This window comes from Alloalcanivorax balearicus MACL04 (genome assembly GCF_025532145.1).
In the GTDB taxonomy this organism is placed as follows: domain Bacteria; phylum Pseudomonadota; class Gammaproteobacteria; order Pseudomonadales; family Alcanivoracaceae; genus Alloalcanivorax; species Alloalcanivorax balearicus.
Window position 1 is genome coordinate 169,729 of the sequence record NZ_ARXS01000006.1, and the last position, 23,227, is coordinate 192,955.

21 protein-coding genes and 1 riboswitch are annotated in these 23,227 nt (G+C 62.2%); of the genes, 14 read left to right on the forward strand and 7 right to left on the reverse strand.

The genetic code is table 11. The features are described 5' to 3' along the window. Positions 1-6 precede the first annotated feature (6 nt). A riboswitch (S-adenosyl-L-homocysteine riboswitch) is annotated at positions 7-85 on the reverse strand. A 16-nt stretch (positions 86-101) separates the two neighbouring features. Together metK and MA04_RS07600 are read right to left on the reverse strand one after the other, a co-directional pair. Next, a complete protein-coding gene (gene metK / locus MA04_RS07595; protein ID WP_262459992.1) occupies positions 102-1,250 on the reverse strand; it encodes a methionine adenosyltransferase in 1,149 nt (382 codons plus the stop codon). Between the two features lie 45 nt (positions 1,251-1,295). Next, on the reverse strand, positions 1,296-2,294 hold the full coding sequence (locus MA04_RS07600) for a metalloregulator ArsR/SmtB family transcription factor (RefSeq protein WP_262459993.1): 999 nt from the start codon (positions 2,292-2,294) through the stop codon (positions 1,296-1,298). A gap of 273 nt (positions 2,295-2,567) precedes the next feature. On the opposite strand from MA04_RS07600, the gene MA04_RS07605 reads away from it, so the two are divergent. The 6 genes from MA04_RS07605 (at position 2,568) to MA04_RS07630 (ending at position 9,157) form a co-directional block, all read left to right on the forward strand. Next, positions 2,568-3,827, forward strand: coding sequence for an OprO/OprP family phosphate-selective porin (locus MA04_RS07605; protein ID WP_262459994.1), 1,260 nt, complete (start codon positions 2,568-2,570; stop codon positions 3,825-3,827). A gap of 9 nt (positions 3,828-3,836) precedes the next feature. Continuing rightward, on the forward strand, positions 3,837-4,814 hold the full coding sequence (locus MA04_RS07610) for a tripartite tricarboxylate transporter substrate binding protein (RefSeq protein WP_262459995.1): 978 nt from the start codon (positions 3,837-3,839) through the stop codon (positions 4,812-4,814). A 10-nt stretch (positions 4,815-4,824) separates the two neighbouring features. Continuing rightward, complete coding sequence (locus MA04_RS07615) at positions 4,825-5,289, forward strand: tripartite tricarboxylate transporter TctB family protein (RefSeq protein ID WP_262459996.1); 465 nt, start codon at positions 4,825-4,827, stop codon at positions 5,287-5,289. A gap of 4 nt (positions 5,290-5,293) precedes the next feature. Beyond that, positions 5,294-6,820, forward strand: a complete 1,527-nt coding sequence (locus MA04_RS07620) for a tripartite tricarboxylate transporter permease (RefSeq protein ID WP_262459997.1) — start codon at positions 5,294-5,296, stop codon at positions 6,818-6,820. Between the two features lie 73 nt (positions 6,821-6,893). Further along, entirely contained in the window at positions 6,894-8,447 is a 1,554-nt protein-coding gene (locus tag MA04_RS07625; protein ID WP_394356143.1) for a sensor histidine kinase, read from the forward strand. Then, positions 8,444-9,157, forward strand: coding sequence for a response regulator (locus tag MA04_RS07630; RefSeq protein ID WP_163127553.1), 714 nt, complete (start codon positions 8,444-8,446; stop codon positions 9,155-9,157). The genes MA04_RS07625 and MA04_RS07630 overlap by 4 nt, the downstream gene beginning before the upstream one ends. 16 nt (positions 9,158-9,173) lie before the next feature. On the opposite strand, the gene MA04_RS07635 is transcribed toward MA04_RS07630, so the two are convergent. The 4 genes from MA04_RS07635 to MA04_RS07650 are packed head-to-tail and all read right to left on the reverse strand — an operon-like array spanning position 9,174 to position 13,819. Continuing rightward, complete coding sequence (locus MA04_RS07635) at positions 9,174-9,917, reverse strand: ZIP family metal transporter (protein WP_163127555.1); 744 nt, start codon at positions 9,915-9,917, stop codon at positions 9,174-9,176. A gap of 19 nt (positions 9,918-9,936) precedes the next feature. Next, complete coding sequence (locus MA04_RS07640; RefSeq protein ID WP_262460000.1) at positions 9,937-11,256, reverse strand: hypothetical protein; 1,320 nt, start codon at positions 11,254-11,256, stop codon at positions 9,937-9,939. Between the two features lie 20 nt (positions 11,257-11,276). Further along, positions 11,277-12,533 carry a hypothetical protein gene (locus MA04_RS07645; RefSeq protein WP_262460001.1) on the reverse strand — a complete coding sequence of 419 codons (1,257 nt, stop codon included), beginning with the start codon at positions 12,531-12,533 and terminating at the stop codon, positions 11,277-11,279. Positions 12,534-12,553: 20 nt separating this feature from the next. Then, positions 12,554-13,819, reverse strand: a complete 1,266-nt coding sequence (locus tag MA04_RS07650) for a hypothetical protein (RefSeq protein ID WP_262460002.1) — start codon at positions 13,817-13,819, stop codon at positions 12,554-12,556. A gap of 241 nt (positions 13,820-14,060) precedes the next feature. On the opposite strand from MA04_RS07650, the gene tkt reads away from it, so the two are divergent. The 8 genes from tkt (at position 14,061) to MA04_RS07690 (ending at position 22,605) form a co-directional block, all read left to right on the forward strand. Then, the gene (tkt, locus tag MA04_RS07655; RefSeq protein ID WP_262460003.1) at positions 14,061-16,067 is read left to right on the forward strand and encodes a transketolase; all 2,007 of its coding nucleotides are present in this window, start codon (positions 14,061-14,063) and stop codon (positions 16,065-16,067) included. Between the two features lie 37 nt (positions 16,068-16,104). Then, positions 16,105-17,127, forward strand: coding sequence for a type I glyceraldehyde-3-phosphate dehydrogenase (locus MA04_RS07660; RefSeq protein WP_262460004.1), 1,023 nt, complete (start codon positions 16,105-16,107; stop codon positions 17,125-17,127). A 73-nt stretch (positions 17,128-17,200) separates the two neighbouring features. Next, positions 17,201-18,364 carry a phosphoglycerate kinase gene (locus tag MA04_RS07665; RefSeq protein WP_262460005.1) on the forward strand — a complete coding sequence of 388 codons (1,164 nt, stop codon included), beginning with the start codon at positions 17,201-17,203 and terminating at the stop codon, positions 18,362-18,364. 140 nt (positions 18,365-18,504) lie between these two features. Further along, positions 18,505-19,569, forward strand: a complete 1,065-nt coding sequence (gene fba / locus MA04_RS07670) for a class II fructose-bisphosphate aldolase (RefSeq protein ID WP_063140182.1) — start codon at positions 18,505-18,507, stop codon at positions 19,567-19,569. Between the two features lie 256 nt (positions 19,570-19,825). Next, the gene (locus MA04_RS07675) at positions 19,826-20,452 is read left to right on the forward strand and encodes a TetR/AcrR family transcriptional regulator (protein ID WP_014992635.1); all 627 of its coding nucleotides are present in this window, start codon (positions 19,826-19,828) and stop codon (positions 20,450-20,452) included. A 136-nt stretch (positions 20,453-20,588) separates the two neighbouring features. Beyond that, on the forward strand, positions 20,589-21,044 hold the full coding sequence (locus MA04_RS07680; RefSeq protein ID WP_014992636.1) for a hypothetical protein: 456 nt from the start codon (positions 20,589-20,591) through the stop codon (positions 21,042-21,044). A 169-nt stretch (positions 21,045-21,213) separates the two neighbouring features. Beyond that, positions 21,214-22,191 carry an alpha/beta hydrolase gene (locus tag MA04_RS07685; protein ID WP_163127567.1) on the forward strand — a complete coding sequence of 326 codons (978 nt, stop codon included), beginning with the start codon at positions 21,214-21,216 and terminating at the stop codon, positions 22,189-22,191. Between the two features lie 126 nt (positions 22,192-22,317). Continuing rightward, positions 22,318-22,605, forward strand: a complete 288-nt coding sequence (locus tag MA04_RS07690) for a hypothetical protein (RefSeq protein ID WP_163127568.1) — start codon at positions 22,318-22,320, stop codon at positions 22,603-22,605. A gap of 46 nt (positions 22,606-22,651) precedes the next feature. On the opposite strand, the gene MA04_RS07695 is transcribed toward MA04_RS07690, so the two are convergent. After that, positions 22,652-23,086, reverse strand: coding sequence for a hypothetical protein (locus MA04_RS07695; protein ID WP_163127571.1), 435 nt, complete (start codon positions 23,084-23,086; stop codon positions 22,652-22,654). Positions 23,087-23,227: the final 141 nt, after the last annotated feature.

Consider the following 23,227-nt stretch of genomic DNA (forward strand, 5'->3'; position numbering starts at 1 on the left):
GTGGTTAGCGAATGGGCGCCGTTGAAAATGTCGCGCCGTTCCCCCGAGCCTCGCGGCCCTCGCCGCTGCAGCGCCCCTCGGGGGAGTGGCGGAGTCCGTCGTCAGAGCGCGTTCTTCAGCACGTCCGCTTTGTCGGTGTTTTCCCAGCTGAAGCCTTCCCGGCCGAAATGGCCGTAGCTGGCGGTGGGACGGTAGATCGGACGGCGCAGGTCGAGCATTTCGATAATGCCGCGCGGACGCAGATCGAAGTGCTCGCGTACCAGTTGCGCGATCTTGTCGTCGCTGATCTTGCCGGTGCCGAAAGTGTTGATGGCGATGGAGGTGGGCTCGGCCACGCCGATGGCGTAGCTCACCTGAATCTCGCACTTGTCGGCCAGGCCGGCGGCGACGATGTTCTTGGCCACGTAGCGGCCGGCATAGGCGGCGGAACGGTCCACTTTGGACGGATCCTTGCCGGAGAAGGCACCGCCACCGTGGCGCGCCATGCCGCCGTAGGTATCGACGATGATTTTGCGTCCGGTCAGACCGCAATCCCCCATCGGGCCACCGATGACGAAGTTGCCGGTGGGGTTGATGTGATAGAGCGTATCCTTGTGCAGCCAGTCCGCCGGCAGCACCGGTTTGATGATCTCTTCCAGCACCGCTTCGCGCAGATCGCTCAGCTTGATCTCCGGCGAGTGTTGAGTGGACAGCACCACGGCTTCCACCGCCACTGGCAAACCGTTCTCGTAGCGCAGCGTGATCTGGCTCTTGGCGTCCGGGCGCAGCCACGGCAGGGTGCCGTTCTTGCGCAGTTGCGCCTGGCGCTCCACCAGACGGTGAGAGAAATAGATCGGTGCCGGCATCAGCGTGTCGGTTTCATTGGTGGCGTAGCCGAACATCAGGCCCTGGTCACCGGCGCCGAGATCTTTGTTGTCCGCCTCATCCACGCCCATGGCGATGTCCGCGGACTGTTTGCCGATACCGTTGAGCACGGCGCAGCTGGCACCGTCGAAGCCCACATCGGAACTGTCGTAACCGATATCCAGGATTACCTGGCGGACGATGTCTTCCAACTCCACATAGGTATTGGTGCGCACTTCCCCGGCGACCACCGCCATACCGGTTTTTACCAGCGTTTCCACGGCCACGCGGGCGTGGGGATCGTCGGCGATGATGGCGTCCAGAACCGCATCGGAAATCTGGTCGGCCATTTTGTCCGGGTGGCCTTCGGAGACCGACTCGGAGGTAAAGATGCTGTATTCACTCATTACCGGTTTACTCCCTCGATTGGGGGTTGACGTTCCACACGGACCTCAGAGTCTGTTGTCGATCTCTGCGCCACCGCGTTGAAAACTGCGCACCTGTACCTGGAACCCGTTGCGCAGGGCCAGGAACAAACTATCGCGCAAAACCAGGCCGGCACGACCAGCCCAACTCACCAGATCGGCTTCGTCGAAGCCGAGCCAGAAATCACCGCAGGCCTCCACGGCCCACTTTTGGTTATGACGACACAAATCGGTGACCACCACCACCCCGCCCGGGGTTAATTGCTGGGCGGCGGCCTGCAAAGCGGTGGCGGGGGAGGCCAGATGATGGAGTACCATGTTCATCACCACCGCGTTCACCGGCGGCAATGCCGCTCCCGCCTCCGGCCATTCGCCCAGTACCAGCCGCACATTGTCCAGGCCCTGTTCCGCCACTTCCCGGCGGGCTCGCTCCAGCATGGCTTCGGCGTGATCCAGGGCCAGCACCTGCTCGAAACGCTGTGCCAACGGCACCAGGAAACGGCCGTCGCCGGGCCCGATCTCCAGCACCGTGTCGGTGCCGCCCGCGGCCCGATCCAATAACTCGCAGGCCTGCTCGGCGTACTGCTCGTGCTCGGCGATCAGGTCCTGATGGCGGGCCAGATCGTCCGCGTGGCGCACGAAAAACGCCCGGCTCTGGGCCGCGCGCTGGGCTTGCACGCCTTTCAGGCGCTGCGCTGTTACCGTATCCAGCGGGGTCTGATCCAATTGCTCGAACAATGCCCCGTGCAGAGCGCTGGTCTGGGTATCCGCCGGCGGCAGACGGCGCCGATAGAAGATGGAATTCCCCTCCCGGCGCTTCTCCACCAGACCGGCCTGGGCCAGCACCTTGAGGTGATGGCTCATGCCTGACTGCTTCATGGCCATGATCTCGCACAGCTCCAGCACGCCGAAGCTGTTCTGGCCGAGCACCTGCAAAACCTCCAGACGCAAGCCGTCACCGGCGGCCTTGAGAAAGACCGTCAGACCGTCGAGTCCGGATTGTGTGGCTTCAGCGGGTGCTGTCATGGCGGCGAGTGTAGCTTATTGTCGATAGTGCATCAAAATAAATTGATATAGATGAGGGGCGGACATCCAGCGCACTTCCTGACCAATATGAACAAAACGCCCAAAACGCAAAGAACGCCCATTATCGCCATTACATTTCACACCTTTTCGGTGGGGGGTAGCGTGCCGGTTGTAGAGAAACGCTTGTTTCTCCGATCAAAGCCGGGTGGCGTCTCCGTCGCCCGGGTGGCCGGTGCGCTACGGCGCGCATAAACAAAAGAAAAGGAACGCCCGATGATGCGAAGCTCCATGACCGTGGTGCTGGTGTTTGTTGGCCTCTGGCTGAGCGCCGGAGTCCGCGCCGACGATGATCTGTCCCGCCTCAAGCAGCAGATCGAGGAACTGAATCAGAAGGTCGATGCGCTCAGTCAGCGCGAAACCGCGCCCTCACCCTGGGACGGTCTTGAGATCGGTGGTGCCCTGCAACTCGACTACAACCATTTCGACGGCGCCTACAACGCAACCCATGAAGGGCGTACCGGCTCTGACTTGTTCCCTCGTCGGGTGCGCGCCTATATCGGCTCCGAGCACGGTGACTGGGACTACAAGCTGCTGATGGACTTCTCCGAGGATGCCGAGATCGTCATGGCGCGTCTGCGCTACAACGGTTTCGAGCGTGGCCCGGTGGTCCAACTGGGGAAACTGCGTGAGGACATTTCGCTGGAAGCGTTGTCCAGCAGTGCCCATCTGGTAATGATCGAGCGGTCCAGTCTGGCCAACACCGTCTCACCCTATTTTCGCTGGGGCGCGTCGGCTTATCAGTTTTTCCCTTCCAATGGCCTGCGCTATGCCTTCGGCGTGTATAAGAACGACGCCTTCGGTGACAGTGGCAAGGACGACAGCGAGCGTCTCAACTACGCCACCAGTGGCCGGCTCACCTGGGCCCCCAAGCGTGATCAGGGGGAAGTGCTGCATCTGGGACTCTGGGCCTCCTACCGGGACATGTCCGGCGATGAGCTGAGCGCGTCCTGGGCCCGGGGCGAGGTTCGCGAGACGCCCGTCAGACTGGTGGATTACGCCGCCGGTGGCGCGCCGGTGGCGGTGGACCACCTGACTCAGCAAGGGCTGGAGCTGGCGGCCCAATGGCACAGTCTGCTGTTCCAGGCGGAATACGCTCGCCGTGAACTGAGTACCGAGGATAGTGCCTCCGACCTGGACGGCCGCGATTTCGACGGCTATTCCGCCTCCCTCAGTTACTTCCTGACGGGGGAATCCCGCACCTATAAGGCCAGCCAGGGCGTATTCCGGCAGCCGGACGGTGTGCGCAATGCCTGGGAAGTGGCGGCCCGTACCTCGCGGGTGGACGCCAGCAGCGCCAACCAGGGTACCGACGTCACCAGCCACACCCTGGGCCTGTCCTACTACTACGACACCAATCTGAAATTCATGCTCAATCTGATCCGCTCCCGGGTCAGTGGCCCCGGCGCGCCCGCGCTGGTGGGCGATGAGCGTGATGCCAATGCCGTGGTGTTGCGGACGCAATACCAATTCTAGGAGGTTGCCATGACGTTGCCTGCTCACGCCGGTTGCCGGCGTCTGTGTCGCGGTCTGCTGGTCCTGTTGATGATGCTCGGTGCCGCGACGGTCCGGGCGGATCTCCATTTCCTGGTGCCCGGCGGTCCCGGCGGCGGCTGGGACACTACCGCCCGGGCCGCCGGTGAGGCACTGATCAAGTCCGGCCTGGAGAGCAATGCCTCGTTCCAGAACATGTCCGGTGGCGGGGGCGGCCGCGCTATTGCCTACATGATCAAGATGGGTACCAAGCAGGGCGATATGGTGATGATCAATTCCACCCCCATCGTGCTGCGGGCCCTGTCCGGGCAGATCCCCAACAGCTTTCGTGATCTCAAGCCGGTGGCCAATCTGATCGCCGACTACGGCGCCTTCGTGGTGACCGCCAACTCGCCTTATCAGAGTTGGAAGGAAGTGATGGAGGCTTACCGCCGCGATCCCCGCCTGGTCAAAGTGGCCGGCGGTTCCGCCCGCGGCAGCATGGATCACCTGGTGGCGGCGCAGGCGTTCCAGGCCTCCGGTGGTGACGGCCGCAAGCTGGCATACATTCCTTATGATGCGGGTGGCCAGGCCAAAGCCGGGTTGTTGTCCGGAGAAGTACAACTGCTGTCCACCGGTTTCAGTGAAGCGCTGGAGCTGATGCGCTCCAGTGATGCCCGCATTCTCGCCATTACCGCGCCGGAGATCATCGCCGACTACCCGGAGATTCCGACCCTGAAATCGCTGGGTTACCCGATGAGTTTCGTCAACTGGCGGGGGCTGTTCGCCGCTCCGGATACCCCGGACGAAAAAGTGGCGGCGTACTCCGAAGTATTCCGCAAACTGCTCGAGACCCCTGAGTGGGAAGCGGTACGTAAGCGCAACGGCTGGCTCAACAACTACGAGACGCCGGAGCGATTCCTCGAATCCCTGGAGCAGCAGGAAGAACAGATGGCGCGAGTAATGCGTGATCTGGGCTTCATTCGCTGAAGGAGGGGCTATGTCCGTCAGCAAAGATCGTATCGGTGCCTTTCTGTTTCTGGTGTTCTCCTGTGCCTATGGCATTTACGCCTGGCAAATTCCGTTGCTGCCCACCGAACAGGGCATTTCGGTCAGCGCGTCGACCTTGCCGAAAATCTATGCCGTGGTCGGTGTCGTGGTAAGCCTGCTGGCGCTGGCCGGATCCTTCCTGCAACAAGCGACACGGCCGCAAGGCAGCTCCGGTGCGCTGGCGCTGGGGCGCACGGCGCTGCTGCTGGTGTTGATGGTGCTCTACGCCCTGATGCTGGATCCGCTCGGCTTCCTGCTGGCCACCGAAGTGTTCCTGCTGGCCGGCTATCTGCTGATGGGCGAATACCGTCCGAAGGTGCTGTTCTGGGCCTCGGTGCCGGTGGTGGTGGTGTTCTGGTTGATCATGACCCGTGTGCTGGGAATCTACCTGGCGCCGGGCACGCTGTGGAGCTGAGACCATGATAGAAGGCATGTTGACCGGTTTGTCCGCGGCGTTGAGCTGGCAGGGCATCCTCTACGTAATGATGGGGTGCCTAGTGGGCACCTTTATTGGCATGTTGCCGGGGCTGGGGCCGATCACCGCCATCGCCCTGATGATTCCGGTGACCTACAGTATCGACCCTTCCTACGGCATGATCCTGATGGCCGGGGTGTACTACGGTGCGATTTTTGGCGGCTCCACCTCGTCGATTCTGATCAATGCGCCGGGGGTGGCCGGTACCGTGGCGACCTCTTTCGATGGCTACCCTTTGGCGCGCAAAGGGCAGGCCGGCAAGGCGTTGGCGCTGGCCGCCTACGCTTCATTCTCCGGCGGTACCCTGGCGGCGGTATTCCTGATGGTGGCGGCGCCGCTGCTGGCCAAGGTGTCGTTGAGTTTCTGGTCGGCGGATTATTTCGCGCTGATGGTCATGGGGCTCACCGCCATCGCCGCGTTCTCCAATCGGGGCCAGTTCCTCAAGGCGGTGATGATGACCCTGCTTGGCATCATGCTCGCCACGGTTGGTATTGACCCGTCCTCCGGCGCCGAGCGGTTCACCTTCGGCTCCAGCGATCTGCTCGACGGCATCAGTTTCCTGCTGGTGGCGATGTCGATCTTTGCCTTGTCCGAGGCGCTCTCCGGCGTACTGCGCCCGGACGGCAAAAAAGCGCCGGCGCCGTCCTCGAAAATGGGTGATCTGCGCTTGAGCAAGGAAGAGATCAAGGACGTGGCGCCGGTGATCGGCCGTTCCTCCATTCTTGGTTTTCTGATTGGCATTCTGCCCGGTGCCGGTGCCACCATCGCCAGCTTCCTGGCCTACGCCACCGAGCGGAATCTGGCCCGGGGTGAGAAGAAGAAACAGTTTGGCCAGGGTTCCCTGCGTGGCCTGGCGGCGCCGGAAACCGCCAACAATGCTGCCTGTACCGGCTCCTTCGTGCCGCTGCTGACACTGGGTATTCCCGGCTCTGGTACCACCGCGGTGATGCTTGGCGCTTTGATTGCCTACGGACTGCAACCCGGTCCGTTGTTGATGCACGATAACCCGGACGTGTTCTGGGCGGTGATCATGTCCATGTACGTGGGCAACGTGGTGCTGCTGTTCCTCAACCTGCCGATGATCCCGTACATCGCCAAGACACTGGCGCTGCCGAAACCGCTGCTGACCGTGCTGATCCTGTTCTTCAGCCTGATCGGTGTGTATCTGGTGTCGTTCAATACCTTCGACCTGTATCTGATGGTGGGCTTCGCGGTGTTGTCGCTGATATTGCGGCAGTTGAATTTCCCCATGGCACCGTTGATTCTGGGCTTTATTCTCGGCGGCATGCTGGAGAGTAATTTCCGCCGGGCGATGATGATCGCCGACGGTTCCATCGCGTTCCTGTGGGAGCGGCCGCTGACCCTGTGCATCACACTGGTGTCCCTGGCGCTGCTGCTGGTACCGCTGATGGACTTCCTGCGTGGACTGAAACGGCCGGCGCCGGAGGCGGAGCTGTCCGATAACCTGTAATACTCACCCTTGGCTGGCCGGGAGGAACCATGCGTCGCAGGCGTATTCAACGGTTGGAAACCCGGCTGATTCTGTGGGTGCTGGCGTTCAGTCTGCTGCAGGTGGTGCTGTTCGCCGCTCTGGGGCAGTACCTGCTGGAACGGGGCGTGCGGGAGGAGGCCGGTCGCAAGGCGCTGGATCTGGCGCAACTGGTGGCGGAGTTGCCGCAGGTGCGCCAGGCGCTGGCGACGCGCTGGCACCGTTTATCGACCATCTCTGGCGGCGGACCGACGCGGATTTCATCGTGGTCGGCGACACCCGGTTGCGGCGGCTGGCGCATCCGCAGCCCGACCGTCTGGGCAAGACCATGCAGGGCGGTGACAGTCAGGATGTGCTGGCCGGCCATGCCCTTGTTTCCGAAGCCCAGGGTTCCCTGGGCTTTTCCGTGCGCGGCAAGGCACCGGTGCTGGATGCCGACGGTAATGTCACCGGTCTGGTGTCGGTGGGGTTTCTCAATCGTTCGGTGGAATCCATCGCCGCCGGCCGTTATCTGCAATGGCTGCCGGTGGTGCTGGTGGTGTTCCTGGTCGGGATTCTGTCTTCGCTATGGATTGCCCGCCGCGTGCGCGCCGCTTTGTTCGGCTGGCAGCCCCATGAAATCGCCCGGGTATTCGCCGAGCAGAGCGCCATGCTGGACACGGTGCGCTCGGGCATTGTCGCCCTGGATCTGGACGGCTGGGTGCAGCGCAGCAATCGCCGGGCCCGGCAATTGTTGGGGGTGACCACATCACAGGAAAGCGCGCTGCACTTGCGGGATTTGTTTCCCGATCAGGCCGGTTTTCTGTTGCGGGATGTGGAGCAGGTGTTGGATGGCGTGGAGCTGTACGCCGCTGGCCAGGAACTGGTGCTGTTTCGGCGGCCGTTGCGGGTGGGTGGCACGGTGCGTGGCGTGTTTCTGAGTTTCCGTCCTCAGGACGAGGTTGCCCATGTGAGCCAACAACTGGCCCAGGTGGAAGCGTTCGCGGAGCTGCTGCGGGTGCAGACCCATGACTATTCCAACAAACTCAATACCCTGGGCGCGTTGATCCAGATGGGCGCCTACGGCAAGGCGGTGGAACTGATCGGCCTGGAAAGCCAGGGCCATCAGGCCATGGTCAACCGGCTGCTGGACAGTACCGGGGAACCGCTGCTGGCGGGATTGCTGCTGGGCAAATACCACAAGGCCAAGGAGCAGGGCGTCACGTTCGAGGTGGCGGAAGAGAGCGTGCTCGACGCGGCGGCGCCCAAAGCCCTGCTGGAGCGGCTGGTGTCGATTCTGGGCAACCTGATCGACAACGCCATCGAGGCGGCGCGCATCGGGCCGCGCCAGCCGGCGCGGGTGCGGGTGACGTTCGACGATCTTGGTGACCATCTGATCTTCGATGTGGAAGACAGTGGAGAAGGGTTGCACCGAGAGCGGCTGGAGGCGCTGTTCCGGCCGGACTATTCTTCCAAGAGCGGGCGTCAACACGGGGTCGGCTTGTATCTGGTGAAGACCTACGTGAGTGCCCTGAAGGGCACTCTGGAAGTGGGTCAGGCCGATCTGGGCGGCGCCCGGTTCACGGTGTACCTGCCCCGCCGGCCAACGGACGAGGACAACCGGTCATGACCTATTCAGTGGTGATCGTCGAGGATGAAAGCGAGGTGGCCCGCCTGCTGGCGGAATACCTGCAGCGGGACGATCAGTTCCGGGTCACCGCGGTGGTTGGCGATCTGGCTGGCGGGCGGGCCTTGCTGGAGCGTTACCAGCCCGATCTGCTGCTGCTCGACGTCTACCTGCCCGATGGCAGCGGCCTGGACCTGCTGGCGGAGTTGCGCGCCGCAGGCCACGGTTGTGAAGTGATGATGGTGACCGCCGCTTCCGAAGTGGCCGCTTTGGAAAGGGCCTTGCAGCTGGGAGCCTTTGACTTCCTGGTGAAACCGGTGCTGTTGCAGCGGCTGGACCGGGCATTAAACACTTTCATGCAACGCCAGCGGCGCTTGCGCCAGTCACCGGCGATCACCCAGTCCATGGCCGATGCGCTGTTTTCCCGGGACGCGGAGGGCGAACCGGCGGCTCCGGCGAGTAGTGGGCAGGCGCGCCTGCCCAAGGGGATCGATGCGCTTACCTTGTCCCGGGTACGGGCGGTGCTGGCCAAGGTTCCCCGGGATTTCCTCAATGCCCAGGAGGTGGGCAAGCGAGCCGGCGTCAGCCGTTCCACCGCCCGCCGCTATCTGGAATACCTGCTCCAGCGCCACGAACTGGAAGCCGATCAGACCTATGGCAGCATCGGTCGCCCGGAGCGCCGTTACCGGCCTCTGTCCCGTCAGGACGGCTAGGTCCGCACCCTTCTGGTCAGGAAAAAGCGTGTGAAAGGATGAACGCGGTGGTGAACCCGGCGGCGGTGATCAGTCCGGCCGCGTTATGGGTTTCATCGAAGGCTTCGGGAATCATGGTGTCGGCGATCATGGCCAGCATGGCACCGGCGGCGACGCCCTGGGCCACGGCGATGTACTGCGCCGGCGCGTTATCGAAGAGGAGGTAACCGCCCACGGCGCCGAGGCCGCACAACAAAGCGATGGCCGTCCACAATCCAAAAACATAACCGAACGACATGCCGGCCCGTTTCATGCCGACGGTACTGGACATGCCTTCGGGCACATTGGAGAGAAAGATGGCGGCGACGATCGGGATCGATACGCCGTTGCCTTCCAGCAGGCTCAGGCCGATCACCATGGATTCCGGTATGCCGTCGAACACGGAGCCCAGGGCGATGACCAGGGCGGCACTGGCCGTGGCGGCATTGGATTTATTCGACCGCTTGCGGTGGCGGGCGCCGTTGTCGGCGAGGATGACGGCACCGCAGGTGAAGGCGGCGGCACCGGCCAGAAAGCCCGCCGCCGAAGCCAGCAAGCCGCCTTTGTGCAACGCCTCATCCATAAGATCGAAGGCGATGGCGGAAACCAGAACACCGGAGCCAAACGCCATCACCGCCGCGGTCACCCGAGCCGGCGGCTTGGTGAACCAGCCCAGCAGTGTACCAACCAGCAGGGCACTGCCTCCCGCCAGCCCCCAGAACAGCGCGGTCATCAGATGCATGGCGGATCCCTCATTCACATCAGGGTTCTTGCGACTGGAATATCAGTACGCGGTTGTTCCCCTCGTCGGCCACCAACAACTTGTCCTGGTAAAAGCGCACACCGGTGGGGTAAGCCATCGCACGTGCGGAGGCGGCGCTGTCCAGGGTGCCATCCTGGTCATCGTCATTGGGGGCGTAGTGGGTGAAGTCACTCTGGCCCAATACCACATCGGCGGGCTGGAAATTCGAGGTCGGGAAGCTGTTCCAGATCAGCACGCGTCGATTCCCAGAGTCGGCAATAGCCAGTTGGCTACCGTTGGAATCCACTCCGTCATAGGGGTAGTACAGAGTGCGTGCCGTTGGCGCCTCGTCGGGTTCACCATCCTGGTCGTCATCGTTATGGATATTGCGGCTGAAGTCCGGCTGGCCAATGACGATATCGGCCGGTTGGAAATTGCTGGTGGGGAAGCTGTTCCAGATCAGTACCCGATTGTTGGCGCCGTCGATGACAATCAGGCGATTGCCGTCTGTCCAACTACCGGCTGGGTAAGCCAAAGAGCGCGCCGTTGGGGTCTCCTCCTCAACGCCATCCTGATCGTCATCGTTGGGCTCGCAATGGGTGAAATCCGCTTGCCCCAGTACCAGGTCGGCCGGTTGGCCGTGGGTGGTGGGCAGGCTGTTCCAGATCAGTACCCGATTGTGGTCGGAGTCGGTTACCACCAGCTTGCCGTTCCCGGTGATGTCCACCGTTTCCGGAGTGTCGACGTGAATCGCGTCGCAATCGGTATTCCAGGAATCGGGATCCGTCTGTCCTACCACGATGTCAGGTTCAGCGCCGGCGTCGGACGGAACCGTGTTATAGAGGAATACTCTGTTGCTGTCATAGTCCACCATCGCCATCTTGCCGCCGGCAATCGAGATTTGTTGCGGACCATTCAATTCCCCGGGCGCGGTGGTGGTGAAATCCGGCTGTCCCAGCACGAAGTCGGCAACGGCGTTGTTGACCGTGGGGATGCTGTTGTAGGCGAGAACGCGGTTATTGTCGTAATCGCTAATAAAGAGCGTCCCCGAGGCGCTTACCGCGGGATTGCCATACAGGCCTCGCAGGGTGTTGGCGTCCGGTTCGCCGTTCTGGTTCGGACGCATACCGGCGAAATCGGCCTGGCCGATGACAACAGCGGCGGGCTGGAAATTGCTGAGCGTCAGCTTCTTCGGCGGATTTTCGCCACCACCACCGCCACCACCACCACCGCCACCACCACCACCGCCGCCACCACAAGCGGAAAGGGCGAGTGTCGAGGCCAGGCCCAATACCGTCAGGCCGCGTGGTGTCATGTTCACGAGGTCCTTGTTTTTCATTATTGGCTCCTTGGTGTTTGTTATTGTGATTGGAATACCAGCACGCGATTGTTTCCAATCTCGGAAACCAGCAGTTTGTCCTGGTAAAAACGGACGCCTGTGGGGAATCTCAGCACGCGCGCCGAGGCGGTGGGGTCTTCTTCGCCATCCTGATTGTCGTCGTTTGCCTGAGTGTGAGCGAAATCGCTCTGGCCCAATATGATATCAGGCTGTTGGAAGTTGCTGGTGGGAAAGCTGTCCCAGATCAGCACGCGATTATTGGCGCTGTCGGCGACTGCCAATTGCCGGCCGTTGGAGTCGATGCCGTAGGGGGTGTCCAGAGTGTCTGCCGAGTCGCTGGCCGAGGTAAAATCCTCCTGGCCCAGCACGATATCGGCGGGTTGGAAATGGTTGGTGGGGAAGCTGTTCCAGACCAGCACCCGATTGTTGTTGTTATCAATCACCGCGAGACGATGGCCGTCCGTCCAGACGCCGGTAGGATTGTGGAGTGTGCGCGCTGAGCGGGGATTGCGACTGCGATCCTGATCACCGTCATTAGGGACGCAATGGGTAAAGTCGCCTTGGCCCAGTACCAGGTCCGCGGGCTGGCCGTGGGCGGTTGGCAGGGTGTTCCAGATCAGAACTCGATTGTGGGCGGAGTCGGCCACCACTAGTCTGCCATCCGCCGTGAGTGTGGCGGCTTCGGGGCTGTTGAGGTGGGTGGCATCGCAGGTGTCCTCCTGAGAATCGAAGTCCACCTGTCCGACCACGACATCGGGTTCGGTCCCGCCCCCGGCGGGGATCGTGTTGTAGATCAATACGCGGTCACCGTCAAAATTTGCCACCGCCATCCTGCCGCCCGCTATCGAAACCCCTTGCGGACTGGACAGCATGCCCGGCTCGTTGCTGGTGAAATCCGGCTGGCCCAGCACGAAATCGGCAGCGGCGTTGTTGACAGTGGGGAGGGACTGATAGCCCAGCACCCGATAGTTTTCAGTGTCACTAATGAACAGGGTGCCGGAGGGACTCACCGCCGGATTGCCGTACGGGGTGGCCAGAGAGTCGGCCGCGGGTGTTTCGTAGTCCGCTCCCTTGTTGGGACCGGTGCCGGCGAAGTCGGCCTGGCCGATAACGGTGGTGGCGGGCTGAAAATTGCTGAGTTCCAACTTCGGTGGGAGGGCTTCGCCGCCACCGCCGCCTCCACCTCCACCGCCGCAAGCCGAGAGAGTGAGAGTCGCGGCCAGGCCTAATGCCGTCAGGCCGCACGGTGTCATGTTCATGTGCTCCTTGTTTTTCATTGTTGGTTCCTTGGTGCTTGTTATTGCGACTGGAATATCAACACGCGATGGTTTGCCATGTCGGAAATCAACAGCTTGTCCTGGTAAAAACGGACGCCGGAGGGAAAGTTCAGTACGCGGGCCGAGGCGGCGCCGTCATCCACACCGTCCTGGTTGTCGTCGTTTGCTTGATTGTGATCCAAATCGCTCTGGCCCAGCACAATATCGGCCTGCTGGAAGTTGCTGTTGGGGACGCTGTTCCAGATCAGTACCCGATGATTGCGGCTATCGGCGACCGCAAATTGCCGGCCGTTGGAATCGATGCCATAGGGCGTGTCCAAAGTGCCTGTTGAGGCGCTGGCCGAGGTGAAATCCGCCTGGCCCAGGACGATATCAGCGGGTTGGAAGTGGCTGGTGGGAAAGGTGCTCCAGATCAGCACCCGGTTGTTGTCGTTGTCGATCACCGCGAGACGGCGGCCGTCCGCCCACAGGCCGGTGGGATAGTCGAGGGTGCGAGCGGAACGGGGGCCGCTGAGGCCATCCTGATCGTCGTCATTTGGATCACAATGGGTAAAGTCGCCTTGTCCCAGCACCAGATCCGCGGGCTGGCCATGGGAAGTGGGCAGGGTGTTCCAGATCAGGACCCGGTCGTGGCCGGAGTCGGCCACCACCAGCTTGCCGTCCGCCGTGAGCTCGGCGGCTTCGGGACCGTTCAAGTGGGTGGCATCGCAGGTTTCGTCCTTGGAATCGAAATCCGCCTGCCCGACCACGACATCGGGCTCGGCCCCGCCGCCAGCGGGAACCGTGTTGTAAATCAATACCCTGCTACCGTCATAATTGGCCACCGCCATCTTGCCCCCCGCTATCGAGACCCCTTCCGGGAGGAACAGCACGCCCGGCTCGTTGCTGGTGAAGTCCGGCTGTCCCAGCACGAAATCGGCAGCGGCGGTGTTGACGGTGGGAAGGGTGTGGTAGCCCAGTACCCGGTTGTTGGAGGAATCACTGATGAACAGGGTGCCGGAGGGGCTCACCGCCGGATTGCCGTAGGGCGTGGCCAGGGAGTCGGCCTCCGGTGTGTCGTAGCCCGTTTCCTTGTTGGGGCCGGTGCCGATGAAGTCGGCCTGGCCGATAACGATGTCGGCCGGCTGGAAATTGCCGAGGTTCAACAGCGGCGGGAGGTTTTCGCCACCCCCGCCGGAACCGCCGCCCCCTCCGCCTCCCCCGCAGGCCGAAAGGGTGAGGGTCGCGGCCAGGCCCAATACGGTCAGGCCGCGCGATGTCATGCTGATGCAGTCCTTGTCGCTCATTCGGTCTTCCTTGTGTGTTTTGGCGGATACAGTCTTTTTTAGGGTTACCACAAATGAGGCGGGCTCACGAGGTTACAGCTCGCTCCGAGGGCGGGTTTTACAAAGTGGATGCCGTCCCGAAGGAGGCCGGCCAGGGCGGTGTTCCGGCGTTCGAGGCCAGTCATCGCTTTATTTGCCCGCGACTCGCCCATGGGCGACAATAGCGCCCCTTTTTCAGCCACCAGTCAGTTTGGAGCCCTGCATGTCCAGTGCCCCCGCCAGCCGTGATCTCGCCAATGCCATCCGTGCGCTCAGTATGGATGCGGTCCAGCAAGCCAATTCCGGCCACCCCGGCGCGCCCATGGGCATGGCGGACATCGCCGAAGTGCTCTGGCGCGGTTTCCTCAAGCACAACCCCGGCAATCCGCAATGGCCGGATCGGGATCGCTTCGTGCTGTCCAACGGCCACGGTTCCATGCTGCTGTACAGCCTGCTGCACCTGACCGGCTACGGCGTCAGCCTGGAAGACATCCAGAACTTTCGGCAACTCGGCAGCCCCACCGCGGGCCACCCGGAATATGGTGACGCGCCGGGTATCGAGACCACCACCGGCCCGCTGGGGCAGGGCATCGCCAACGCCGTGGGCATGGCGCTGGCGGAGAAGGTGCTGGCGGCGCAGTTCAATCGCGAAGGCCACCAGATCGTCGATCACCATACCTACTGTTTCCTGGGTGATGGCTGCATGATGGAAGGGATTTCCCACGAAGTGGCGTCCCTGGCCGGGACCCTGGGGCTGGGTAAACTGATCGCCTTCTATGATGACAACGGCATCTCCATCGATGGCGAAGTGGAGGGCTGGTTCACCGACGACACGGTGGAGCGCTTCCGCGCCTACGGCTGGCAGGTGATCCCCAATGTGGACGGCCATGATCCGGAAGAAATCCGCATGGCGGTGGAAACCGCGCGCAAGAACAGCGAACAGCCCACCCTGATCTGTTGCAAGACCATCATCGGCTTCGGCAGCCCCAACAAGCAGGGCAAGGAAGAATCCCACGGCGCCGCGCTGGGCGAGGACGAAATCGCCCTGACCCGTGAAGCCCTGGGGTGGCAGCACGGTCCGTTCGAGATTCCCGAAGATATTCGCCAGGCCTGGGATGCTCGCGACACCGGTGCCGGGCAGGAAGCCGAGTGGCAGGTCCGGTTCGACGCCTACCGGGCGGAATTCCCGGAGCTGGCGGTGGAGTTCCAGCGCCGTATGGACGGCAAGCTGCCCACCGGATTCGATCATGCCGCCCAGGCCTTCATCAAGGAGTGCCAGGAAAAGGGCGAGAAAGTGGCCAGCCGCAAGGCCAGCCAGAATGCCCTGGACGCCTACGGTCCGCTGCTGCCAGAACTGCTCGGTGGCTCCGCTGATCTGGCCGGTTCCAACAACACGCTGTGGAAAGGCTGCAAGGCGGTGAATGCCGCTGACGCCAGCGGTAACTATGTGCATTACGGGGTGCGCGAGTTCGGCATGACCGCGATCATGAACGGCGTTTGCCTGCACGGTGGCCTGCGCCCCTACGGAGGCACTTTCCTGGTGTTCATGGAATACGCCCGCAACGCCGTGCGCATGGCGGCGCTGATGCACCAGCCCAATATTCTGGTCTACACCCATGACTCCATCGGTCTGGGCGAGGACGGCCCCACCCACCAGCCCATCGAACAGCTGGCCAACCTGCGCATGACGCCGAACATGAGCACTTGGCGCCCGTGCGACACGGTGGAAACCGCGGTGGCCTGGAAACACGCTCTGCAGCGTCAGGACGGTCCCACCGCGCTGATCTGTTCCCGCCAGGGGCTGGCCTGCATGCCCCGGGACGAGAACGTTCTGGACCAGGTGGAAAAGGGCGGCTATACCCTGCTGCAAACCGGTGAAGGCACCCCGGATGCACTGATCATTGCCACCGGCTCGGAAGTGGAACTGGCGGTGAAGGCCGCTGAAACGCTGGGGGCTGCCGGCCGCAATGTGCGCGTGGTGTCCATGCCCAGCGCCGATGCCTTCCTGTCGCAAAGCGCGGATTACCAGGAAAGCGTGCTGCCGGCGGCGGTCAGAGCGCGGGTGGCGGTGGAAGCGGCCATCACCGATTACTGGTATCGCTTTGTCGGCCTGGACGGCAAGGTGGTAGGTATGACCGGGTTCGGGGCTTCCGCCCCCGCCGGAGACCTGTACAAGCATTTCGGCATCACCGCCGAGGCGGTGACAGAGGCCGTGGAGAGCCTGCTTTGAGAAGAGAGAGTCCGACGTTCGACGTCCGACCATTATTATGAAAGTCGCCATCAACGGATACGGTCGTATCGGGCGCTCTTTCGTCAGGGCCCTGGCGGAGCGCTGGGAGCGGGGTTGGCAGGTGCCGTTCGCCCTGACGGCGATCAACGACCTCGGTGAGGCGGAAGATCTGCTGTACCTGACCCGCTACGACACCACCCACGGCCGTTTGCCGCAGGAAGCCAGCCTGCGGGACGGCCGTTTGCATCTGGCGGAGCAAACGCCCCTGCTGCTTAACGAGCCGCGGCCGGCGCGTCTGCCCTGGCGGGAACTGGGCGTGGATCTGGTGTTGGAATGCTCCGGGCATTTCCGCGCTTACCGGGACGCCGCGGTGCATCTGGAGGCCGGTGCCGGGCGGGTGATCCTCGGTGCGGTGCCGTTCGACCACGCCGATCAGGTGGTGGTGTACGGGGTCAATCAGGAGCATGTGGGCGGCAATGACCGCATCCTTTCCGCGGCTTCCTGCACCACTCACTGCATCGCCCCGTTGCTGCGGGCGCTGCACGCGGATTTCGGGGTGCGTCAGGCGCTGATGCAGGAAACCCACGCCTACACCTCCGATCAGACCCTGCTGGATCATGTGCATCGGGATCCCCGCCGTGGCCGGGCCGGCGCGCAGAACATCGTGCCGACCACCAGCAGTGCCATCGGCGCGGTGCAGCAGGTATTGCCGGAATTAGCCGGGCGTATCAGCGGTCACAGTATTCGTGTGCCGACGCTCAACGTGGCCATGGTGGAACTGACCCTGTCCCTGGAACGTCCCCCAGCAGCGGAAGGCGACGATCTGGACCAATGGTTGCGCCGTCTGGCGGCGGACAGCAACGGGTTGCTGGGCTACAACGATCAGCCGCTGGTCAGCGCCGATTTCAACCACCGGCCGGAGTCCGCCATCATCGACGGCTCCTTGAGCCGGGTGCAGGGCGAGCTGGTGCAATTGGTGGCCTGGTACGACAACGAGTGGGGCTATGCCAACCGGCTGCTCGACTGGGTAAGCGAGTTGTCCAGGGTGTCGAACGTCTGACGCCCGACGGAATCTTCGAACCGACAAGTTTTCATCATCCCGGATGGATGGTTTTAGACGAGGTAGCAAGACCATGAACTTCAAACGCATGACCGACCTGGATCTGAAGGGCAAGCGGGTACTGATCCGTGAAGACCTGAACGTGCCGGTCAAAGAGGGCAAGGTCACCAGTGACGCACGCATCCGTGCTTCCCTGCCGACCATTGAGCACGCGCTGAAGGCCGGTGCCCGGGTGATGCTGATGTCCCACCTGGGCCGCCCCAGTGAAGGGGAGTACGAAGAGCAGTTCTCCCTGAAACCGGTGGCCGAGCACCTGGGAACCCTGCTGGGCCGGGAAGTGCCGCTGGTGAAGGACTGGCTCGACGGTGTCGAGGTGGCCGAGGGCGAGGTCGTGCTGTGCGAGAACGTGCGTTTCAATAAAGGCGAAAAGAAGGACGACGAGGCGTTGTCACAGAAGATGGCGGCGCTGTGTGATATCTATGTGATGGATGCCTTCGGCACCGCTCACCGCGCCCAGGCGTCCACCCACGGGGTCGGCAAGTTCGCCCCGGTGGCCTGCGCCGGTCCGCTGTTGGCCAATGAGTTGGATGCGCTGTCCAAGGCGCTGGACAACCCGGCCAAGCCGCTGGTGGCGATCGTCGGCGGTTCCAAGGTGTCCACCAAACTGGAAGTACTGGAAGCGCTGGCCGACAAAGTGGATCAACTGATCGTCGGCGGTGGCATCGCCAATACCTTCCTGGCGGCGGAAGGGCTGCCGGTGGGCAAATCCCTGCATGAGCCGGATTTGCTCGACGCGGCTCGTAAAATCGCCACCAAGGTGCACATTCCGCTGCCGGTGGATGTAGTGGTGGCCACGGAATTTTCCGCCGACGCGGAAGCGGTGACCAAGAAGGTGGAAGAGGTGAACGAGGATGACATGATCCTCGACGTGGGCCCGCAAACCGCCCATGTCTTCGCCGCGCTGATGAAGGAAGCCCGCACCATCATCTGGAACGGCCCGGTGGGCGTGTTCGAGTTCGATCAGTTCGGTGAGGGCACCGAGGAAATGGCCGAGGCCATCGCCGACAGCGAAGCGTTCTCCATCGCCGGCGGCGGTGACACCCTGGCCGCGGTGGACAAGTATGAAATCGCCGACCGCATCAGCTACATTTCCACCGGCGGCGGCGCCTTCCTGGAGTTCGTGGAAGGCAAGACCTTGCCCGCGGTGGCCATGCTCGAGGCCCGGGCCAGGGACTGAGACGCTGGCACGCAACACGCCAGCACGCGCCCACGCCAAAGCGTGCCAGCGTGAAGCGTGTTGCCTGTAAGCGAAACAAGGTTACGGACGAAGTAATAGTGGTGTCGGTCACCACCAACGGATAATCAAGGGGTAAAACCATGGCACTGATCAGCATGCGCCAATTGCTGGACCACGCCGCCGAGCACGGCTACGGCGTTCCGGCGTTCAACGTGAACAACCTGGAACAGATGCGCGCCATCATGGAAGCGGCGGATAAAACCAATTCCCCGGTGATCGTGCAGGCCAGCGCCGGCGCCCGCAAATACGCCGGTGCCCCGTTCCTGCGCCACCTGATTCTGGCGGCGGTGGAAGAATTCCCCCATATCCCGGTGGTGATGCACCAGGATCATGGCACCAGCCCCGCCGTGTGCCAGCGCTCCATCCAACTGGGCTTTTCCTCGGTGATGATGGACGGCTCCCTGGGTGAGGACGGCAAAACCCCCACCGACTACGAGTACAACGTGCGGGTGACCCGCCAGGCGGTGGATATGGCCCACGCCTGCGGCGTCTCGGTGGAAGGGGAACTCGGTTGTCTGGGCTCCCTGGAAACCGGTCAGGCCGGCGAGGAAGATGGCATCGGCGCGGAAGGCACCCTGAGCCATGAGCAGATGCTCACCGACCCGGAAGAAGCAGCGGACTTCGTCAAGGCAACCCATGTGGACGCCCTGGCCATCGCCATCGGCACCAGCCACGGTGCCTACAAGTTCACCCGTCCGCCCACCGGCGACATTCTGGCCATCGAGCAGATCAAGGCGATCCACGCCCGTATCCCGGATACCCATCTGGTCATGCACGGTTCCTCTTCCGTACCGCAGGACTGGCTCGCCATCATCAACGAGTTCGGGGGCGAGATCCCGGAAACCTACGGGGTGCCAGTGGAAGAGATTCAGGAAGGTATCAAGTACGGGGTGCGCAAGGTCAACATCGATACCGACCTGCGCCTGGCGTCCACCGGTGCCATCCGCCGGTTCCTGGCCACCAACAAGGCCGAGTTCGACCCGCGCAAGTACCTGAAGGAATCCGTGACCGCCATGCGCGATATCTGTATCGCCCGGTACGAAGCGTTCGGTACCGCCGGTAACGCCGACAAGATCAAGCCGGTAAACCTGGAAGTGATGTTCCAGCGTTACGAAAACGGCGAACTGGACCCGCGCGTCAAGTAAGCCCGTAATTCGCTGCCCGCCTCTTCCCACAGTGGCGCTACAGAGCCGCTGTGGGAAGCTGCCTTGGCAGCGAATCGTGGATCTCCTGCCCCAACCTTCCCTTCCCCCATCGCCTTTCTTCTTCCTGTGCTGGCTTGCCTGAAAGTGTCGTTCACTTGGCGGATACTCCAGTCGGCGCTATGATGGTTACCTGGTGTTACACATAACAATAGTCGTAACTCATCTAAGCGACGCGAGAATTTCAGGGAGAGCCTCCATGGCGATCGACAATTGTGAAAACCTGCCCGGACAACGCGGGCCCGCCGACCACGAGCGGCGTACACAGATTCTGCAGGTGGCGGATGAACTGTTCCGAGTGCACGGTTACCGCAAGACCTCGGTGACCGACATTGCCAAGGCGATTGGAGTATCCAGCGCTTATCTGTACCGCTTTTTCGATTCCAAACAGGCGATCGGCGAGTCGGTTTGCGCCCTGGCGTTGTCGACCATGGGCGAGGCCATCCGCGCCGTCTCCGAGCGCGACGCCTCCGCCACTCAGCGCCTGCGCGACATGCTGCACACCTTGCTTTCCGAGGGGATGCGGCTGTTTCTCAAGGAGCGGTGCATACACGATATTGTTGTTGTCTCCATTGAGAATCAGTGGGCGGTCACCGAAGAACACAATAATGAGATCTACGAGGCGATCGAGAAAATCGTCTCGGACGGCCGTGAAAGCGGGGAATTCGAGCGTAAGACGCCATTGGATGAGGTTTGCATGGCGATCCGCGTCACCGCCGCCGCCTACGCTCACCCGGTGCTGCTCAGCCGGCTGGGGAACACCGAGGAGATGGAGACCAAGCTGGCGGCGGTTACCAACCTGATCCTTCGGAGTCTGGCACCTTGAAAATAATCGAAAGTTACAAGTTGACAATAACGTAACCTGTAACTATACTGGCTCCATCAGCGTGGGAGACCAGCAAGCACTCGCGAAATCGCCCTGACCTCCCGCGACATTCCCTGAATGTGAACGTGAGGAAAGGATGATGAAAAACGTAGCCCGTTTGTCCGTTGCCGCCCTGGTCGTTGCTGGTCTGGCTGCCGCACCGCTGGCCCAGGCCAACAGTTTCGAAGATCAGGTTCGTGCCGATTACCTGAGCGCCCGTGAGCAGATCGACTCCCCGGCGCTGGTTGACGGCCAGGTACAAAGAGCCGCCAGCGATCGCCTGCAAGCCGAGCAGCGTGGTCAGTCCCAGGGTGAAGGTCGTGATTTCCTGAGCGTCCGTGAAAATATCGACTCCCAGGACTACATCGCTTACCGCTCCCAGGAAGCTCAGCACAACCTGGCGGTCGCCAAGGAACGTGCTCCCCTGGCCAGCCAGACTCCGGTGGATCACCTGGGTCACCGCCTGAACCTGGACTCTCCGGAGAATCTGCAACGCGTCATCTCCGAAGTGCAGGCCCAGCAAGCGTTGCGAGCTCAGCAGGCACAGCTGTAAGAGACTCGCCAGCAAACCTGCAAGCTTGTAGTACCTCGCCCGGCTTCCCTGGCCGGGCCCATCAAAGCGCCCTTGACCGGGCGCTTTGTGGTTCGGGCGATGGCATGCCGGGCACGGAGTGCCTATCATTGACGGTTGTCATACACCGCCTGAATCGAGTTTCCCGCCTATGTCGATACCGTTTTCCCGCGACGCCATCACCCGCAGTTGGCATCCTCTGAATTGGGAACGGTTCGCCCCTCTCGATGACCCCAGCCTGGATTACGTCAGCTACTACGGCATTGATTTCGCCGCCCGGCTGCCGCGGCTGGAGCACGGTTTCGGCTATTTCGATGCCGCCGGCCATACTCTCGGTATCCATGTGTGGCGTCCCCCGTCGCCGAAGGGCACGGTGTTCGTATGTCATGGTTATTTTGATCATGTCGGTCTCTACGGCCATGTCATCGGGCATCTGTTGGAAAAAGGCTTCGCCGTGGTCGCCTACGATCTTCCCGGGCACGGCCTCAGTTCCGGCCCGCCGGCGGATATCGATGACTTCAAGGTGTATCGGGAAGTGTTGGAGCAGTGTCTGAGCCTGGCCCGGACGCATTTGCCCAAACCTTGGCACGTGGTGGCGCAGAGCACCGGCGGGGCCATCGTCATGGACTTCCTCCTGCACCACCGGTTCGATGCGGACGAGGCACCGTTCGACCAGGTGATCCTGCTGGCGCCCCTGGTGCGCCCATTCAAGTGGGGCACCGCTCGCTGGCTGCATACCCTGATTCGCCCCTTTGCCCGCTCGATAAAGCGGGTTTTCACCATCAATTCCGGGGATCCGGACTTCCTCGATTTCCTGGAAAACCGGGATCCCCTGCAGCCGCGGCGGCTGCCGGCCAGTTGGGTGACCGCGCTGAAGCGCTGGTTGCCCGGATTTGAACGGGCGACTCCGGTGCCGTTGTCGCCGGTGGTGATTCAGGGGGATCAGGATGAGACGGTGGACTGGCGTTACAACCTGGACATTATCCGCCGCAAGTTCCGGGAGCCCCGCATTCATATCCTGGAGGGCGCCCGCCATCAGTTGGCCAATGAGCAGGCGGATTATCGGGAGCGCATCTTCCGTATCATTGACGATTGTCTGAACGTGCCGAAGCACGCTGCCCGGCCGTAGACCTGAAGGTGTGCGATTTTACCTTGTGTTACTTGCCTGTCACGGCGGGAAATCTGGGACAATGGTACTAATCGGATACAAGTACTGTCCGGACACGGTGCCCGGGCGGGAGCAGGAGGTAAAGCCATGAAGTTCAAACCAGTATGGATGGCCGCGGGCGTGATGCTGGTGACGATGGCAGCACCGGCGCTGGCTCAGTTGGATAACCGGGCTGTGCCGTCGGCGGATCCCGCCACCCAGGCGGAGCAGCGGCGGCAGGATTTGCAGAACCGCCTGGACAGTCAGCGCCGCGCCGCGGAAGAGCGACGGAAGACCCAGCAGCAGCGAGCCGATGAACGGATGGAAGCCGCCGAGCAGCGCCGTAAGGAGATGGAACAGGAAGCGTTGCGTCGTCGCGAGGCGTTGACGCGATAGCGCAAAAGCCCCGGAGTGACCGGGGCTTTTCGTTTGAGGGAACGGCTTACTCTTTCGGTTTGGTGGCGCCTTCCTCCATTTCCTTCAGACGCTCCTTGATTTGATCCGGGTTGTCCAGATTTTGACGATCCTTGGTGTAGTCCGGGCTTCTCATGTCCTTGCCCATTTTCTCTGCTTCCTGACGAGCCTTGTCCCGGGTTGACCGGCCTTCCTCAAGCCGCTCCTCGATATTCTTGTCGATCTTGCTGCGGTCTTCGCCGTAGTTTCTGGCCTTGTCCGAAACGCCTTCGGCGGCCCGCCGCTTGGATCCGGCTTCGTCCTCGATCGCTTTCTTGTATTCCTTGGAGATGTTTTCCGGGCTGTCCAGATTACGGCGTTCGGTGGAGTAATCCCGCCCGGACGTGTCGTCAGCCATCGCGAGCGGTGCCGCCACGACACCGAGAGTAGCGAAGAGAAGGGGGATGAATGCTGACCGTTGCATGAGTCGTCTCCTTGTAGATCAATGGTTACTCCCTGAACATTCCGTGGAGTAGCGCTTTTTTGGATTCATTGTTTTAGTTCACCGCGGAGGCCGGCATGGGGCGGTCCGTACCGGCGACACGGTGATATGTTCAAGATGCGC